This window comes from Streptomyces sp. NPDC048659 (genome assembly GCF_040650575.1).
Lineage (GTDB): Bacteria > Actinomycetota > Actinomycetes > Streptomycetales > Streptomycetaceae > Streptomyces.
This window is the reverse complement of sequence record NZ_JBEZHM010000004.1, coordinates 215,816-230,801: the sequence shown is the minus strand read 5'-3', so window position 1 is coordinate 230,801 and position 14,986 is coordinate 215,816. Positions and strand designations below refer to the sequence as shown.

Here is a 14,986-nt window from a genome sequence, read left to right as displayed (position 1 = left end):
TTTGGTCTAGACCTTGACGGGTCCAGACCAATCACGCTTCGCTGGGCCTTCCCCCACCGGAAGGAAGAGCGCGTGTTGCGACGTCTTCTCACCGTTCTCGCCGCGATCTGTACGGTCGTCGGCCTCGCCGTACTCCTCCCCGCCACCTCCGCCGCCGCGGCCCCCGCCTGCGCCGCGGCCTGGAGCTCCGGCGCGGTCTACACCGGCGGCCAGACCGCCTCGTACAACGGCCACAACTGGCAGGCCAAATGGTGGACCCAGAACGAGACCCCCGGCACCACCGGTCAGTGGGGCGTCTGGGCCGACCAGGGCGTCTGCGGTGACGGCGGCGGCAACCCGGACCCGTCCGGATTCGTCGTCTCCGAGGCCCAGTTCAACCAGATGTTCCCGAACCGGAACCCCTTCTACACGTACGCCGGACTCGTCGACGCCCTCAAGTCGTACCCGGCCTTCGCCACCACCGGCGGCGACACCGTGAAGAAGCAGGAGGCCGCGGCCTTCCTCGCCAACGTCAGCCACGAGACCGGCGGCCTCTACTACATCGTCGAGCAGAACACCGCCAACTACCCCCACTACTGCGACGCGACCCAGTCCTACGGCTGCCCCGCCGGCCAGGCCGCCTACTACGGCCGCGGCCCGATCCAGCTCTCCTGGAACTTCAACTACAAGGCGGCCGGTGACGCCCTCGGCATCGACCTGCTGAACAACCCCTGGCGCGTCGAGCGCGAGCCGGCCATCGCCATGGCCACCGGCCTCTGGTACTGGAACACCCAGAAGGGCCCCGGCACCATGACCGCCCACAACGCGATGGTCAACGGCGCGGGCTTCGGCCAGACGATCTGGGCGATCAACGGCGCCCTGGAGTGCAACGGCGGCAACCCCGCCCAGGTGCAGAGCCGGGTCACCAAGTACCAGCAGTTCACCCAGATCCTGGGCGTCCCCGCCGGGTCGAACCTGTCCTGCTGAGCGGCGGCCCGGTCGGCGGGGTGAGCTGACAGCCGCCGGGAGGGCCGTCCGGGACACGTCCCGGACGGCCCTCCCGTACGTTCCGCGCTCGCTCGCCCCGACCCGTCACCATGTCCCTGTGAACGCTTCAGACAGTGAGCGGAACGCCGGCCCGTGCGATTGGCTGCCGCTTTCCGGGTTCCAGCTCCGCAAGGCCGGGGTGCGGTTCGACGCCGTGCGCGTCGACGGCGACGAGGGCCGGCTGCTCGCCGACTGGATGGAATCCCTCACCGGGGGCGACCCGGGGCCCGTCGTGGCCGAGGCGAACGGGCGGCGCGGGGTGTACTTCCTGGTGCCGCCGGGCTCGACCGCGCGCCGCTCGTGGCCGCGCGGGGTGACCCGGCTCAACGCGGGCCCGGCCCATGTGAGTTATGTGCCGGTCCCGGCGCTGACGGGGAAGACGTGGCCGCTCTCGTGGCGGTGCCCGCCGACGGAGCCGGGGCGGCTGGTGCACCCGTTACTCCTGCGCAGCACGGTGACGGAGCTGTTCGCGGATCCGTACGCGGATCCGTACGCGGATCTGTATGCGGACCCGTACGCGGGGCGCTAGCTCCCGCTAATTCCCGGCACCGGCGGCGCCGGTCCGATTATCGTGCGCGCGTGACCGACTGGAACAGCGTCGTGGACGCCGATTACGCCGTGCCCGCCCACCGTGACCTGCGCGGACTCGTGGGAGAGCTGTCCCGCGCGCTCGCCGACCGGGACCCGGAGGTCCGGGACGGCGCCCCGTACGCGGTGCTCCACACCTGGCTGGAGCGCGGGGTGATCGACGGGGAGCTGCGGCAGGAGCTCGGCGACGCGATGGCGGCGCGGTTCGGGGACCCGGAGGTCCAGGCGCGGACGTTCGCGCCGCTGGTCCTCGACATGGTCGTGGGCGCCGGGGGCTTCGACCCCGCGTGGGTGGACGCCTTCGAGCGGTGGTACGCGGCGGAGGACGATCTGCGCGGGCACGACCCTGAGTTGGGCTGGCTGCACGCGGTGGCGCACGGGGCCGACCTGCTGGACCGGCTCGGGCGGCACGCGGACGTGGACCCGGTGCGGATGCTGGAGCTGGCCGCCGCGCGGCTGACGGCGCCGACCGGGCACGTGCTGGACCAGCTGGAGGACGACCGGCTCGCGCGGGCGGTGGCCCGGGTGCTCACCCGGGGCGACCTGGGCAAGCAGGGCTCGGTGGAGTGGCTGGACGCGGTCGAGGCGGAGTTCGGGGCGGACCGGCTGGTCACGCCGGTGCCGGCCGCGTTCTCCAACTGCCTGCGGACGCTGCGGCTGCTGTACGTGCTCGCGGACCGGGGCGTGCGCGCGCCGGGCGCCCCGGCGGCGGCCGATCCGGAGCCGCTGCGCCACGCCGGGGCGGTGAAGGCCCGCCTCGGCGAGGTCCTGGACCGGATGGCCCCGCGCTGACCGGTGAGTCGACGGCTCAGGAATAGGGAGCGGCGCTCTCCACCGCCTCCATCGCCCCGATCAGCCGCTCCAGCACCCGTACCGTCTCGTCGAACGCCTCCTGGCCGCCCAGCTCCCGCGCGAGCAGGGCGGCCAGTTCGGCGTGGGCGGGGTCGATGCGGCGGACGGCGGCGCGGCCCGCCTCGGTGGGCGCGAGGAGCTTGGCGCGGCGGTGCGCCGGGTTCGGCGCGTAGGCGGCCAGGCCCTCCTTGACCAGGAGGTCCGCGATCCGCTGGACGCTCTGCCGGGTGATGCCCATGGCGCGGGCGATCCCGGAGACGGGCAGCGGCTCGGGCAGCACCGCGCCGAGGACCTGCCACCAGGCGGCGGTGAGGCCGGCCGGTTCGGCGAGCCGCTCCGAGACGGCGAGGAACTGCCCGTTGAGCCGGAAGACGCCGAGGGCGGTACGGGAGAGGGCGTCCTGCTGGCGGCGGCTCACCCGTTCAGCTCCGCGAAGGCGGCCGGGTCCGAGTCGTGGAACAGCCGGAACCAGGCGTCCCGTTTCCCCTCGTAGGCGCCGAGCCGGGCGAAGATCTCGCGGGCGAAGGCGACCGGCTCGGTGGGCCCGGCGGTGATGACGTCGCCGCCGGTGACGGCGTCCGCCTCCACGTACCGCTCGGCGCCCGCGTAGCCGGTGGCGGCCAGGTAGAAGGACGCGGCGCTGGTGTGCGGGCGGTCGTCGAGCAGGCACGCACGGGCGAGTCCGGCGGTGGCGCCGCAGATCGCGGCGACCGGCACCCCCGCGTCGAGGAAGGCGGCGGCCTTGGCGGTGAAGGGGGCGAGCTCGTCGCCCTCGTCGTACTTCTCGGCGCCCGGGAGGATCAGCAGCGCGCTGTCGGCGGGGTCGAGCGCGTCGAGGGAGAGGTCGGGGAGGATCCGGATCCCGGCGATCGTGGTGACCGGCTTGTCGGCGGCGGCGCCGACCGTGCGGACGGTGTATCCGGCGCGGGCCAGCCACGCGGTCGCGTGGCCGGTCTCCCAGTCGGCGAGGGTGTCGTAGACGGCGAGGTGGACGGTCTTCGGGAACTCGGGGCTGTTCGTCATCGCATCCATGACAGAAGACTGTCATGATGACAGCTTGCTGTCAATGAAGGCCCTGCGCGGGCCCCCGTCCGGCACACTGTCTCGTCCGTCCCGGTCTCGGTGGACAAGATGGCCATGGCCCGCCCCACCTGCGGTTCCTTACCCTCGACCCATGACCCCTCATGTCGAGCCCGACCCCCAGGCCGGTGCGGCCGTCAAGGCCGCCGACCGCGCGCACGTGTTCCACTCCTGGTCCGCCCAGGGCCTGATCGACCCGCTCGCCGTCGCCGGCGCCGAGGGTTCGTACTTCTGGGACTACGAAGGAAACCGCTACCTCGACTTCACCAGCGGTCTCGTCTACACCAACGTCGGCTACCAGCACCCGAAGGTCGTCGCGGCGATCCAGGAGCAGGCCGGCAAGCTGGCGACCTTCGCGCCCGCCTTCGCCGTGGAGCCCCGCTCCGAGGCCGCTCGCCTGATCGCCGAGCGCACCCCGGGCGACCTCGACAAGATCTTCTTCACCAACGGCGGCGCCGAGGCCGTCGAGAACGCCGTCCGCATGGCCCGTCTGCACACGGGCCGGACCAAGCTGCTCTCGGCCTACCGCTCGTACCACGGCGGCACCCACACCGCGATCAACCTGACCGGCGACCCGCGCCGCTGGCCCTCCGACTCGGCCTCCGCCGGCGTGAAGCACTTCTGGGCGCCGTTCCTCTACCGCTCGCCGTTCTACTCGACGGACGAGGCCGAGGAGTGCGCCCGCGCCCTCCGGCACCTCGAGGAGACCATCGCGTTCGAGGGCCCGCAGACCGTCGCCGCGATCATCCTGGAGTCCGTGCCCGGCACCGCCGGCATCATGACCCCGCCGCCCGGCTACCTGGCCGGCGTCCGCGAGATCTGCGACAAGTACGGCATCGTCTTCATCCTCGACGAGGTCATGTCCGGCTTCGGCCGCACCGGCAAGTGGTTCGCCGCCGAGCACTTCGACGTCGTGCCCGACCTGCTGACCTTCGCCAAGGGCGTGAACTCCGGCTACGTCCCGCTCGGCGGCGTCGCCATCAGCGCGAAGATCGCCGCGACCTTCGACCAGCGTCCCTACCCGGGCGGCCTGACCTACTCCGGCCACCCGCTGGCCTGCGCCGCCGCCGTGGCGACGATCCAGGTCATGGAGGAGGAGAAGGTCGTCGAGCACGCCGCCCACATCGGCGAGAACGTGCTCGGCCCCGGCCTGCGCGAGCTCGCCGAGCGCCACCCGTCCGTCGGCGACGTGCGCGGCCTCGGCGTCTTCTGGGCGCTGGAGCTGGTCAAGAACCGCGAGACCCGCGAGCCGCTGGTCCCGTACAACGCCTCCGGCGCGGACGCCGCCCCCATGGCGGCCTTCGCCGCCGAGGCGAAGAAGAACGGCCTGTGGCCCTTCGTCAACATGAACCGCACCCACGCGGTCCCCGCCTGCAACGTCTCCGAGGCGGAGGCCAAGGAGGGCCTGGCGGCCCTGGACGCGGCCCTGACCGTGGCGGACCGCTACACCGTGTGACGGAGGCGGCCCCCTCCGTGCCCTGGACTAGGGTGTCCGGGAGCCGGACGGAGGGGGCCGACCACCATGCCCGCGAGCGGAGCTGTCACCCGCAACACCCTGCGGCAGCAGATCGCGGACGCGCTGCGTGACGAAGTCCTCGCGGGGCGTCTCGCGCCCGGTGAGGAATTCACCGTCAAGCAGATCGCCGAGCAGTACGGGGTGTCCGCGACCCCCGTCCGCGAAGCCCTCGTGGACCTCTGCGCCCAGGGCCTGCTCGACTCCGACCAGCACCGCGGCTTCCGCGTGCACCGCTTCTCGGTCGCCGACTACCGGGGCATGGTCGAGGCCCGGATGCTCGTCGTCGACGGCATCTTCCGCCGCGCCGCCCCCCGCACCCCGCCCGTCGAACCCGACCTCTCCTACGGCGTCACCCTGGTCTCCATACGGCGCCGGGGCGAGGCCGCCGCCCGCGCGGCGCGCGCCGGCGAGCTGGAGGTCCTCATCGGCTACGACATCCGCTACTGGCGCGAGCTGGGGCGGCTGGTCTCGGCCAACGACCACATCGCCGACTTCCTGCACCGGCTGCGCGTCCAGGCATGGGTCTTCGCCGTGCCCCACCTGCGCGCCGACGCCGAGTACACCCGCCGGCTGTGGAGCGGGCACGTCGAACTCGTCGACGCCGTCACCCGCGGCGACGCGGACACCGCCGTCACCGTCGTACGGGACCACAACGCGCGCGCCCTGGAGTGGGCGCGGCGACTGGAGCGCTTGGAGCGGCCGGAGGGGCCGGAGGGGGCCGCGCGCCGGGAGCGGCGCCCCCGCTGAGCCGCACGGGCCGGATCCGGCCGGATCCGGCCGGATCCGGTCATCCGCCGGGCCCGCGGCCGGTTGGGGCGGCCCCCGCGGGGGCAGTTCCCCGGCGGGGTGTGCGGCGCGCGGGGGCCCGACTACCCTGGCCGTCCCTGCACACCGCCCGTGCCGACCCCGCGAACTGACGGAGAGCGAGCCTCCCTTGGCCTGTGACCTGTGGCTGGTCCCCCTCGTCGACGTGCTGTGCCACAGCGCCGACAACCCCTTCGCCGAAGAGATCGCCGCCTACGACCACGCCCTCACCACGGCCGGCCTGCCGACCGTGCCCGTCTACGCCTACATGCCGGGGCTCTCCGGCGACGTCGCCCCGGTCGCGGGCTTCGACTACGAGGCCCTGCACTTCCTGCGCCGCGCCTACCTGCTCCAGATGTGCGGGCTGCCGGTCGAGCCGGTCGGCGAGCTCGGCGGCGACTACGAGCAGCTCCTGGAGATGTTCGAGGCCACCGCGCAGCAGTCCCACCTGGTCTGGCACTACGACCACGCGGGCGCCTACGTGCCCGTCGACTTCCCCGTGCCCCTCTCCAACGACGAGCTCCTGGAGGGCGGCGGCCCGCTGGGCTCCTCGCACGGCCTGCTGCGCGAGCTCCAGTTCGTCGCGCCCGCCATCGGCATCGACCCGGCCAACCCGCCGGCCGCGCCCGCGCCCCCGGAGCGGCCCACGGCCCTGGAGGAACCCGCCGCCCCCGTCCCGTACCAGGACGACAGCCCCTTCGCCCGCGAGCGGCACGTCTGGCTCGGCCTCCACGCGGCGGCGACCCGCAGCCTCGCCCAGGGCTCGATGATCATCCTGAGCTGAGGCGGCGGGGCCGCCGGGGGCTCGGCGCGGCTCCGGCCTCAGTGCGGCTACGGCCGCAGTGGCGGCTGCGGTCCCGGCGCGGCTCCGGTCTCAGCGCGGCTCCGGCGGGCGCTGCCGGGGCATGTTCGGCCGGGTGCCCGGCGGGAGCGGGAAGCGGCCCGAGGGGTGCCCGCTCTCGGGGCGGGCCGCCGGGGTGCCGACGGCCTGGAGCGCCAGCGGCGCCGGGCCCGAGCGGAATTCGAGCATCCAGTCCGCCGTCTCCGCCCGGACCAGCTCCGTCACGTCCTCCGAGAAGCGGCGCAGCACGCCCAGACAGCGCTCGGCGGCCTCGCTGGCCGTGCCCTCGGTGGGGCCGAGGACCTCGCGCACGCTCTCCGAGGCCCAGTCGAACTGGAGCGCCTGGAGCCGCCGGTGCACGGCCTGCGCGGTGGCCACGTCCCGCATCCACCCCGAGGTCAGCCCGAAGTACCGGTCGCAGGCCAGGCAGGCGGCGCCGAGCAGGAGCGACAGATAGCCCCAGCCGGCCGCGCCCCGGGCCACGCCGGTCAGGTCGAGCAGCGGCAGGGCGGCCCCGGCGATCACCCCGAGGGCGGTGCCGAGCCGCAGCGCGCGGGCGCAGCGGCGCTTCCAGACCCGGTCGGAGTGGTACCACTCGGCGGTGCGCAGGGCGTTCGTCTCGACCCAGCGGTAGAGCTCGTCGAGGCGCTCGGCGGGCTCGCCCCAGTCGCCGAGGGGGAAGGGCGACCCGGTCAGGTCGCGATCGGGCGCCGGACCGCCGGTTCCGTCCGGCCCGCCGGTCCCGCCCGGGCCTTCGGGATTCCCCGGCTGCGGCTGCATGTCCGGCTGCTGGCTCACCGGGGGACTCCTCTGTTCAGCTCGGGGCTCGTGACCTTCTGTGACGTGCGGTGCACGTGGTGCCTGCCCTTCCTACCGCCGAATGGTGGGGGGCGGGCCCCGAATCCCGGGATTTCCGCCCGCAAGAGGGTCTTGATCAGGTAGAGGAGCCGCCGGTTTCTCACTCGAAAGTGTTGTGTCGGCACCCCGCTCGGCGACCACGTAGGCTCGTTTCACCAAGTCCCTGAACCTGAGGAGTGACCGTGATCCCCGGTGGTGGCCAGCCCAACATGCAGCAGCTCCTCCAGCAGGCGCAGAAGATGCAGCAGGACCTCGCCCGCGCCCAGGAGGAGCTGGCGGCGACCGAGGTGGACGGGCAGGCGGGCGGCGGCCTGGTCAAGGCCACCGTGACCGGCTCCGGTGAGCTGCGCGGCCTGGTCATCGACCCGAAGGCGGTCGACCCGGAGGACACCGAGACGCTGGCCGACCTGATCGTGGCCGCCGTGCAGGCCGCCAACGACAACGCGCAGCAGCTCCAGCAGTCCAGGCTCGGCCCGCTGGCGCAGGGTCTCGGCGGCGGGATGCCGGGCCTCTTCTGACCCCGGTTTCCCTCTTCTGGCACCGGTTTCCAGCCACTACCGTAAGAATCAAGCACTTCCGAGAAGGGCGTTCCGTTGTACGAAGGCGTGGTTCAGGACCTCATCGACGAGCTGGGCAGGCTGCCCGGCGTCGGTCCCAAGAGCGCGCAGCGGATCGCCTTCCACATCCTCCAGGCCGAGCCGACCGACGTGCGGCGGCTCGCGCGGGCCCTCCTGGAGGTCAAGGAGAAGGTCCGGTTCTGCGCGGTCTGCGGGAACGTGGCGCAGCAGGAGCAGTGCAACATCTGCCGCGACCCGCGCCGCGACCTCACGGTCATCTGCGTGGTCGAGGAGCCGAAGGACGTCGTGGCGATCGAGCGGACCCGCGAGTTCCGCGGCCGCTACCACGTGCTCGGCGGCGCGATCAGCCCGATCGAGGGCGTCGGCCCGGACGACCTGCGGATCCGCGAGCTGCTGGCGCGGCTGGCGGACGGCGCGGTCACGGAGCTGATCCTGGCGACCGACCCCAATCTGGAGGGCGAGGCCACCGCCACGTACCTGGCCCGGATGATCAAGCCGATGGGCCTGAAGGTGACCCGGCTGGCGAGCGGTCTGCCGGTCGGCGGAGACCTCGAATACGCGGACGAGGTGACGTTGGGGCGTGCCTTCGAGGGGCGGCGGCTGCTAGATGTATGACGACCGGGTCCGTGCGCACGACGGCGCACTCTCAGGGAGGCTCCTCGATGTCTGACGCCACGCTGCACTCCATCACGCAGGACCCGGACGACTTCGCCGTCCAGATCGCCGACTCGATCGAGAGCTTCATCGTGGCGACGACCGAGGTCGCCAAGGGCGACGAGCCCGACAGCGCGGTGCCCTTCCTGCTCCTGGAGGTCTCCCAGCTGCTGCTGGCGGGCGGCCGGCTGGGCGCGCACGCGGACATCGTCCCGGAGGAGCGCTACGAGCCGGACACGGGCCCTGACCTGGACGTGGACGAGCTGCGGATGCGGTTCGCGGTGCTGCTGGAGCCGGTGGACGTGTTCTCCGAGGTCTTCGACCCGTACGAGCCGCGCAAGGCGCCGGTCCCGGCCCGGATCTCCGACAACCTCGCCGACATCGTCACCGACCTGCGGCACGGCCTGGCCCACTACCGGGCGGGCCGCACCAGCGAGGCGCTGTGGTGGTGGCAGTTCTCGTACTTCTCCAACTGGGGCCCCACCGCCTCCGCCACCCTGCGCGCCCTCCAGTCCCTCGTCGCGCACGTCCGCCTCGACCAGCCGCTCGCGGCGCTCGACGGCCTCGACACGGACGAGGACCTCACCGAGGACGACCTGGCCGAGGAGGCGGGCCGGGTGATGGCCGAGGAGATCGCGGGCCCGCTGGGCCTGGGCCTGGGCGGCCCGAAGGGCTGAGGGGCCCGCCGAGGCCCGCTGAGGGCCCGTACGCGCCCCCCGGGGCGGCCCTAGAGCCGCCCCGCCTCCACGATCCGCTTCAGGAAGCGCTGGGTGCGCTCGTGGGCGGGCGCGCCGAAGACCTCGGCGGAGGTGCCGCGCTCCAGGACGACGCCGTCGGCCAGGAAGCAGACCTGGTCGGCGACCTCGCGGGCGAAGCCCATCTCGTGGGTGGCGATGACCATGGTCATGCCCTCCTCCTTGAGGTCCCGGACGACGTTCAGGACCTCGCCGACCAGCTCCGGGTCGAGCGCCGCCGTCACCTCGTCGAGGAGCAGCAGCCGCGGTCGGCACGCCAGCGCACGGGCGATCGCCACGCGCTGCTGCTGGCCGCCGCTGAGCCGGTCCGGGTACTCGCCGGCCTTGTCGCCGAGCCCGAGCCGGGTGAGCAGCTCGCGGGCGTGCTCCTCGGCCTCCCGGCGCTCGGTGCGGTGCACCCGGCGCGGGGCGAGCGTGACGTTGTCGAGCACGCTCATGTGCGGGAAGAGGTTGTACGCCTGGAAGACCACGCCGATCCGGCGGCGTACGGCGTCGGCGTCGACGCGCGGGTCGGTGATGTCCTCGCCGTCCAGGAAGATCGCGCCGTCGTCGATCTCCTCCAGGAGGTTCGCGCAGCGCAGCAGGGTCGACTTGCCGGAGCCGGAGGCGCCGATGAGCACGGTGACGGAGTGCTGCGGGACCTCCAGGTCCACCTCGCGCAGCACGGGGTGCCCGGCGTAGGTCTTGCGGACGGATTCGAGCCTCAGGACCGCGGTCATACGGTGCCTCCCTGCGACTGGCGCCGGTTCATGCGCGCGGTGACCCAGTCGGTGAAGCGGGTCATGGGGATCGTGAGCAGGACGAACACGAGGCCCGCGACGACGTACGGGGTGTAGTTGAAGGTCTTGCTGGCGAGGATCTGCGCCGCGTACACGGCGTCGACCGCGCCCGCGATGGAGACCAGGCCGGTGTCCTTCTGGAGCGACACCAGGTCGTTGAGGAGCGGCGGCACGACCCTGCGGACGGCCTGCGGCAGGACGACGAAGCGCATGGTCTGGGCGTTGGAGAGGCCGAGCGAGCGGGCGGCGGCCCGCTGGCTGGGGTGGACGCTCTCGATGCCGGCGCGGAAGACCTCCGCCATGTACGCCGAGTAGGTGAGCACCAGCGCGGTGCCGCCCAGCACGACGGGGTCGGTGGGCACGCCCTGGAGGCGCAGCGCGGGGACGCCGAAGATCACCGCGAGCAGGCAGATGATCAGCGGCAGGCCGCGGAAGAAGTCGACGTACGCGGTGGCCAGCGCGCGCAGCGGGAAGAACGCCGGGCCGCGCAGGGTGCGGGCGACGGCGAGCAGCAGGCCGAGCACGAGGGTGACGGCGCCGCAGACGAGGAGCAGCTGCAGGTTGAGCCAGAGGCCGTCGAGGACCTTCGGCAGCGCCTGGCGGGCGTACTCCGGGTTGAAGAAGGTCTCCTTCGTGCGCGGCCAGCCGGGGGAGCCGGTGATCACGAAGAAGAGCACCGTCAGGGTGGCGGCGGAGCTGAGGGTGGCGATCGCCGTCGCGCGGCGGGTGCGGGTGCGCTTGTAGCGCTCGCGCTCGATCCGCCGCTGCGACGGCCGGTACATGTGGCCGGGGGAGTCCTCCCCGGCCTTGCCCGGCTTCTCCAGGGTGGTCACTTCAGCACCGGGGCGCCCGCGGCGTCGGACAGCCACTGCTTCTCGATGGCGGCCAGGGTGCCGTCCGCGCGGAGCGCGTCGACGGCCTTGGAGACGCAGGAGGTCAGCGCGCTGTCCTTGTCGAGGACGAGGCCGAACTGCTCCTTGGCGGCGCCGGCGGGGGTCTCGAACTGGCCGACGACCTTGGCCTCGGTGACCTCGGCGCCGGTGATGTAGAACGCGGTGGGCAGGTCCACGACGATCGCGTCGACCTGGCCGTTCTTGAGCGCGGCCTTGGCGAGGTCGTTCTTCTGGAAGACGGACGGCTGCTGGTCCGGCTTGATGAGGTCGTTGACGACGTCGAGGCTGGTGGTGCCGACCTGCGCGCCGAGCTTGGCGCCCTTGAGGTCGGCGAGGCTCGTCGCCTTGGCCGCCTTGGAGTCCTTCAGCGCGATGATCGCCTGGCGGACGTCGTAGTACCCGGAGGAGAGGTCCACGGCCTTGCGGCGGTCCTCGTTGATCGACACCTGGTTGACGTCGAAGTCGAAGGTCTTGGCGCCGGGGGCGAAGGCGTTGTTGAAGGCGACCTTCTGCCAGACGACGTCGCCCTGGGCGAAGCCGAGCCGCTTCGCCACGGCGTACGCGACGGCGGACTCGTAGCCCTTGCCGTTGGCCGGGTCGTCGTCCTGGAACCAGGGGGCGTACGCGGGCGTGTCGGTGCCTACGGTGAGCTTCCCCTTGGCCTTGGTGGCGAGCGCGGCGGGGGCGCAGGACCCGCCGGCCGCGCCGCCGGCGGAGGCCGTTGCGGGGGACGTGCCCGAGGCGCTGCCGGTCGTCTCCTGGGGCGCGCAGCCGGACGCGGCCAGGGCTGCGACGGCGGAGAGGACGGAGGCCGCGGCTATGGCGGCGGAGCGAGTGCGCATGGCGGGAGAGTGACAGCCGGGCGGGCATGTGTCCAGGTCACACCGTTGTCGTCTCGTATGGCGGAACGATTGTGTCGGGCGTGTTGCCAGCCGATATAGGGCCGGGCGGGGCGGTCGTGGGGGCGCGGGACCGGGCGGGCGGCGGCGTCCGGCGCCCCTCGGACCTGGATGATCACCTTCTGAGCAGCCTGTCTCACCATGCGATATCAGGTCGGCGTTTCCCGGTCCCTCGTTAGACTGAGCCGACCGCAGCGCGTGCTGCGGCGAGGACTGAGCGAGGAGCGCACGTGGGCCTTGTCGTGCAGAAGTACGGAGGCTCCTCCGTTGCCGATGCCGAGGGCATCAAGCGCGTCGCCAAGCGAATCGTGGAAGCCAAGAAGAACGGCCACCAGGTGGTGGTCGTGGTCTCCGCGATGGGCGACACGACGGACGAGTTGATCGATCTCGCCGAGCAGGTATCCCCGATGCCGGCCGGCCGTGAGTTCGACATGCTGCTGACCGCCGGAGAGCGGATCTCCATGGCCCTGCTGGCCATGGCGATCAAAAACCTGGGCCACGAGGCCCAGTCGTTCACGGGCAGCCAGGCCGGTGTCATCACCGACTCGGTCCACAACAAAGCGCGCATCATCGATGTCACGCCGGGCCGCATCCGCACCGCGCTGGACGAGGGCAACATCGCCATCGTCGCCGGCTTCCAGGGCGTGTCCGCCGACAAGAAGGACATCACCACCCTGGGCCGCGGCGGCTCGGACACGACCGCCGTCGCCCTGGCCGCCGCGCTCGACGCCGAGGTCTGCGAGATCTACACCGACGTCGACGGCGTCTTCACCGCCGACCCGCGCGTGGTGAAGAAGGCGAAGAAGATCGACTGGATCTCCTTCGAGGACATGCTGGAGCTCGCCGCGTCGGGCTCCAAGGTGCTGCTGCACCGCTGCGTCGAATACGCGCGCCGCTACAACATCCCGATCCACGTCCGCTCGTCCTTCTCCGGACTGCAGGGCACCTGGGTCAGCAACGCACGACCCGTCGAGCAAGGAGCCGAGCAGGTGGAGCAGGCCATCATCTCCGGTGTCGCCCACGACACCTCCGAGGCGAAGATCACCGTCGTCGGCGTCCCGGACAAGCCGGGCGAGGCCGCCGCGATCTTCCGGGCCGTCGCGGACGCCGAGATCAACATCGACATGATCGTGCAGAACGTGTCCGCGGCCTCCACGGGCCTCACGGACATCTCCTTCACGCTCCCCAAGGCCGAGGGCCGCAAGGCCATCGACGCCCTGGAGAAGACGAAGCCCGTCATCGGCTTCGACTCGCTCCGCTACGACGACCAGATCGGCAAGATCTCCCTCGTCGGCGCCGGCATGAAGACCAATCCCGGGGTCACCGCGGACTTCTTCAAGGCGCTGTCCGACGCGGGGGTGAACATCGAGCTGATCTCCACCTCCGAGATCCGCATCTCGGTCGTCACCCGCGCCGACGACGTCAACGAGGCCGTGCGCGCCGTCCACTCCGCCTTCGGCCTGGACAGCGACTCGGACGAGGCCGTCGTCTACGGCGGCACCGGCCGCTGACCACCGGACGTCTGCGGATGCGCGGGGAACCGACGCTCGCCGTCGTGGCGACCGGGGCCGTGGGCGCCGTGCTGCGCCGGCTGCTCACGCACCACGCGGACGTCTGGGGCGAGATACGCCTGCTCGCCTCCCCCCGCTCGGCCGGCCGCGCGCTGGCCGTGCGGGGGGAGGAGACCCGGGTCCTCGCGCTGAGCGAAGAGGCGCTGGAAGGCGTCGACCTCGCCCTCTTCCTCGTACCCGACGAGATCGCCGCCCGCTGGGCGCCGATCGCCGCCGCCAAGGGCGCGGTCGTCGTGGACACCTCCGCCGCCTTCCGGGCCGACCCGGACGTGCCGCTGGTGGTCCCCGAGATCAACCCGCACACGGCCCGGATCCGGCCGCGCGGCATCGTCGCCAGCCCCGGCTGCTCCACCCTGGCGCTGATCGCCGCCGTGGGCGCCCTGCACGCCGAGTTCGGCCTGGCCGAGCTGGTCGTCACCGTCCAGCAGGCCGCCAGCGGCGCCGGCCGGGCGGGCACCGCCGCGCTCCGCGAACAGCTCGCCCTGGTCACCGGCGGCGAACTGGGCGTCCAGCCCGGGGACGTGCGCCGGGCCGTCGGCGAGCGCACCGGCCCCTTCCCCGGCCCCGTCGCGCTCAACGTGCTGCCCTGGTCCGGGAGCCCCGCCGCCGACGGCTGGTCCTCCGAGGAGCTCGCCGTCCGCGAGGAGACCCGCAAGGTCCTGGGCCTGCCCGCGCTGCCCGTCGCCGCCACCTGCGTCCGGGTCCCCGTCGTCGCCGGGCACGCCGTCTCGGTGCACGCCCGCTTCGAACGGCCCGTCACCGTGCCCCGCGCCCACGAGATCCTGGCCACCGCGCCCGGCGTGGTGCTGTACGACGATCCCGCCAGCGGCGACTTCCCCACCCCGGCGGACGTCGTGGGCACCGATCCGGCCTGGGCCGGCCGGGTGCGGCGCTCGCTCGACGACGAGCGGGCCCTGGAGCTCTTCGTGTGCGCCGACAACCTGCGCAAGGGAGCGGCTCTGAACGCCCTCCAGATCGCCGAGTCGATCATCGCCGACTGAGTCCCGGGTGTCCGGAATTCGGCGCCGCGACTCCGCTCGACTTTGTAGGATCTGTGAAGCTCCTGTGAGCAAATAGGCTTCGAATGCCTCTTGAACAGGTCAGATGTCCTGGACGACGATGCTGTTCCCTCCCCTCCGCAACCGGCGGTCGGGCAGGCGGCGTCTTCGCGTGCACCCATTCACTTTGTGGCCGTCCGGACAGCGCGAAGCACACCGCGAAAGCGGGGCATCGGGGGAGAACGGGTACGCATGAGGACGAACGACGCACCGTCAAAAACGGTGCCGTACGCG

General features: G+C 72.5%; 17 protein-coding genes. 11 read left to right on the top strand and 6 right to left on the bottom strand.

The genetic code is table 11. The annotated features are described in order from the left end of the window. Positions 1-72: 72 nt before the first annotated feature. From AB0C99_RS05555 to AB0C99_RS05545, 3 genes are all read left to right on the top strand, one after another. Complete coding sequence (locus AB0C99_RS05555) at positions 73-966, top strand: glycoside hydrolase family 19 protein (RefSeq protein ID WP_362469644.1); 894 nt, start codon at positions 73-75, stop codon at positions 964-966. Positions 967-1,084: 118 nt separating this feature from the next. After that, a complete protein-coding gene (locus AB0C99_RS05550; protein ID WP_362469641.1) occupies positions 1,085-1,555 on the top strand; it encodes a hypothetical protein in 471 nt (156 codons plus the stop codon). A gap of 50 nt (positions 1,556-1,605) precedes the next feature. Next, the gene (locus AB0C99_RS05545) at positions 1,606-2,406 is read left to right on the top strand and encodes a DUF2785 domain-containing protein (protein ID WP_362469639.1); all 801 of its coding nucleotides are present in this window, start codon (positions 1,606-1,608) and stop codon (positions 2,404-2,406) included. Between the two features lie 16 nt (positions 2,407-2,422). Here AB0C99_RS05545 and AB0C99_RS05540 read toward each other — a convergent pair whose 3' ends face one another. Next, on the bottom strand, positions 2,423-2,884 hold the full coding sequence (locus AB0C99_RS05540) for a MarR family transcriptional regulator (RefSeq protein WP_362469636.1): 462 nt from the start codon (positions 2,882-2,884) through the stop codon (positions 2,423-2,425). Continuing rightward, on the bottom strand, positions 2,881-3,489 hold the full coding sequence (locus tag AB0C99_RS05535) for a DJ-1/PfpI family protein (protein WP_362469734.1): 609 nt from the start codon (positions 3,487-3,489) through the stop codon (positions 2,881-2,883). Before AB0C99_RS05535 ends, AB0C99_RS05540 begins: the two co-directional genes overlap by 4 nt. Positions 3,490-3,640: 151 nt before the next feature. Here AB0C99_RS05535 and AB0C99_RS05530 point away from each other — a divergent pair, with 151 nt between their 5' ends. The 3 genes from AB0C99_RS05530 to AB0C99_RS05520 all read left to right on the top strand — a co-directional run bounded on the left by AB0C99_RS05530 (position 3,641) and on the right by AB0C99_RS05520 (position 6,650). Further along, a complete protein-coding gene (locus AB0C99_RS05530; protein WP_362469633.1) occupies positions 3,641-5,002 on the top strand; it encodes an aspartate aminotransferase family protein in 1,362 nt (453 codons plus the stop codon). 66 nt (positions 5,003-5,068) lie between these two features. Then, positions 5,069-5,809: a GntR family transcriptional regulator gene (locus tag AB0C99_RS05525; protein ID WP_362469630.1), complete on the top strand. Its 741-nt coding sequence runs from the start codon at positions 5,069-5,071 to the stop codon at positions 5,807-5,809. 187 nt (positions 5,810-5,996) lie between these two features. Further along, the gene (locus AB0C99_RS05520) at positions 5,997-6,650 is read left to right on the top strand and encodes a hypothetical protein (RefSeq protein WP_362469627.1); all 654 of its coding nucleotides are present in this window, start codon (positions 5,997-5,999) and stop codon (positions 6,648-6,650) included. 90 nt (positions 6,651-6,740) lie between these two features. Here AB0C99_RS05520 and AB0C99_RS05515 read toward each other — a convergent pair whose 3' ends face one another. Next, the gene (locus tag AB0C99_RS05515; RefSeq protein WP_362469731.1) at positions 6,741-7,487 is read right to left on the bottom strand and encodes an SLATT domain-containing protein; all 747 of its coding nucleotides are present in this window, start codon (positions 7,485-7,487) and stop codon (positions 6,741-6,743) included. Positions 7,488-7,747: 260 nt separating this feature from the next. On the opposite strand from AB0C99_RS05515, the gene AB0C99_RS05510 reads away from it, so the two are divergent. The 3 genes from AB0C99_RS05510 to AB0C99_RS05500 all read left to right on the top strand — a co-directional run bounded on the left by AB0C99_RS05510 (position 7,748) and on the right by AB0C99_RS05500 (position 9,474). Next, positions 7,748-8,083 carry a YbaB/EbfC family nucleoid-associated protein gene (locus AB0C99_RS05510; protein WP_362469625.1) on the top strand — a complete coding sequence of 112 codons (336 nt, stop codon included), beginning with the start codon at positions 7,748-7,750 and terminating at the stop codon, positions 8,081-8,083. A 75-nt stretch (positions 8,084-8,158) separates the two neighbouring features. Next, positions 8,159-8,758 (top strand): recombination mediator RecR, encoded by a 600-nt coding sequence (gene recR, locus AB0C99_RS05505; protein WP_362469622.1) that lies wholly within the window; start codon positions 8,159-8,161, stop codon positions 8,756-8,758. A 47-nt stretch (positions 8,759-8,805) separates the two neighbouring features. Next, entirely contained in the window at positions 8,806-9,474 is a 669-nt protein-coding gene (locus tag AB0C99_RS05500) for a DUF5063 domain-containing protein (RefSeq protein ID WP_362469620.1), read from the top strand. A gap of 50 nt (positions 9,475-9,524) precedes the next feature. Here AB0C99_RS05500 and AB0C99_RS05495 read toward each other — a convergent pair whose 3' ends face one another. From AB0C99_RS05495 to AB0C99_RS05485, 3 genes are read right to left on the bottom strand one after another with little or no spacing between them, the layout of a single operon-like run. After that, positions 9,525-10,271 carry an amino acid ABC transporter ATP-binding protein gene (locus tag AB0C99_RS05495; protein WP_362469617.1) on the bottom strand — a complete coding sequence of 249 codons (747 nt, stop codon included), beginning with the start codon at positions 10,269-10,271 and terminating at the stop codon, positions 9,525-9,527. Further along, positions 10,268-11,113, bottom strand: coding sequence for an amino acid ABC transporter permease (locus AB0C99_RS05490; RefSeq protein ID WP_362469728.1), 846 nt, complete (start codon positions 11,111-11,113; stop codon positions 10,268-10,270). Before AB0C99_RS05490 ends, AB0C99_RS05495 begins: the two co-directional genes overlap by 4 nt. Positions 11,114-11,160: 47 nt before the next feature. Next, positions 11,161-12,066, bottom strand: a complete 906-nt coding sequence (locus tag AB0C99_RS05485) for an ABC transporter substrate-binding protein (RefSeq protein WP_362469615.1) — start codon at positions 12,064-12,066, stop codon at positions 11,161-11,163. 287 nt (positions 12,067-12,353) lie between these two features. Here AB0C99_RS05485 and AB0C99_RS05480 point away from each other — a divergent pair, with 287 nt between their 5' ends. After that, complete coding sequence (locus tag AB0C99_RS05480) at positions 12,354-13,634, top strand: aspartate kinase (protein ID WP_362469612.1); 1,281 nt, start codon at positions 12,354-12,356, stop codon at positions 13,632-13,634. A 17-nt stretch (positions 13,635-13,651) separates the two neighbouring features. Further along, on the top strand, positions 13,652-14,695 hold the full coding sequence (locus AB0C99_RS05475) for an aspartate-semialdehyde dehydrogenase (protein WP_362469609.1): 1,044 nt from the start codon (positions 13,652-13,654) through the stop codon (positions 14,693-14,695). The last annotated feature ends 291 nt before the right edge of the window (positions 14,696-14,986 follow it).

What these genes read in the sequence shown, in the direction of transcription:
- AB0C99_RS05535 (WP_362469734.1), bottom strand. Translation starts at nt 3,489, where the DNA reads ATGACGAACAGCCCCGAGTTCCCGAAGACCGTCCACCTCGCCGTCTAC.
- AB0C99_RS05490 (WP_362469728.1), bottom strand. Translation starts at nt 11,113, where the DNA reads ATGTACCGGCCGTCGCAGCGGCGGATCGAGCGCGAGCGCTACAAGCGC.
- AB0C99_RS05525 (WP_362469630.1), top strand. Translation starts at nt 5,069, where the DNA reads ATGCCCGCGAGCGGAGCTGTCACCCGCAACACCCTGCGGCAGCAGATC.
- AB0C99_RS05530 (WP_362469633.1), top strand. Translation starts at nt 3,641, where the DNA reads ATGACCCCTCATGTCGAGCCCGACCCCCAGGCCGGTGCGGCCGTCAAG.
- AB0C99_RS05485 (WP_362469615.1), bottom strand. Translation starts at nt 12,066, where the DNA reads ATGCGCACTCGCTCCGCCGCCATAGCCGCGGCCTCCGTCCTCTCCGCC.
- AB0C99_RS05495 (WP_362469617.1), bottom strand. Translation starts at nt 10,271, where the DNA reads ATGACCGCGGTCCTGAGGCTCGAATCCGTCCGCAAGACCTACGCCGGG.
- AB0C99_RS05515 (WP_362469731.1), bottom strand. Translation starts at nt 7,487, where the DNA reads ATGCAGCCGCAGCCGGGGAATCCCGAAGGCCCGGGCGGGACCGGCGGG.
- AB0C99_RS05475 (WP_362469609.1), top strand. Translation starts at nt 13,652, where the DNA reads ATGCGCGGGGAACCGACGCTCGCCGTCGTGGCGACCGGGGCCGTGGGC.
- AB0C99_RS05500 (WP_362469620.1), top strand. Translation starts at nt 8,806, where the DNA reads ATGTCTGACGCCACGCTGCACTCCATCACGCAGGACCCGGACGACTTC.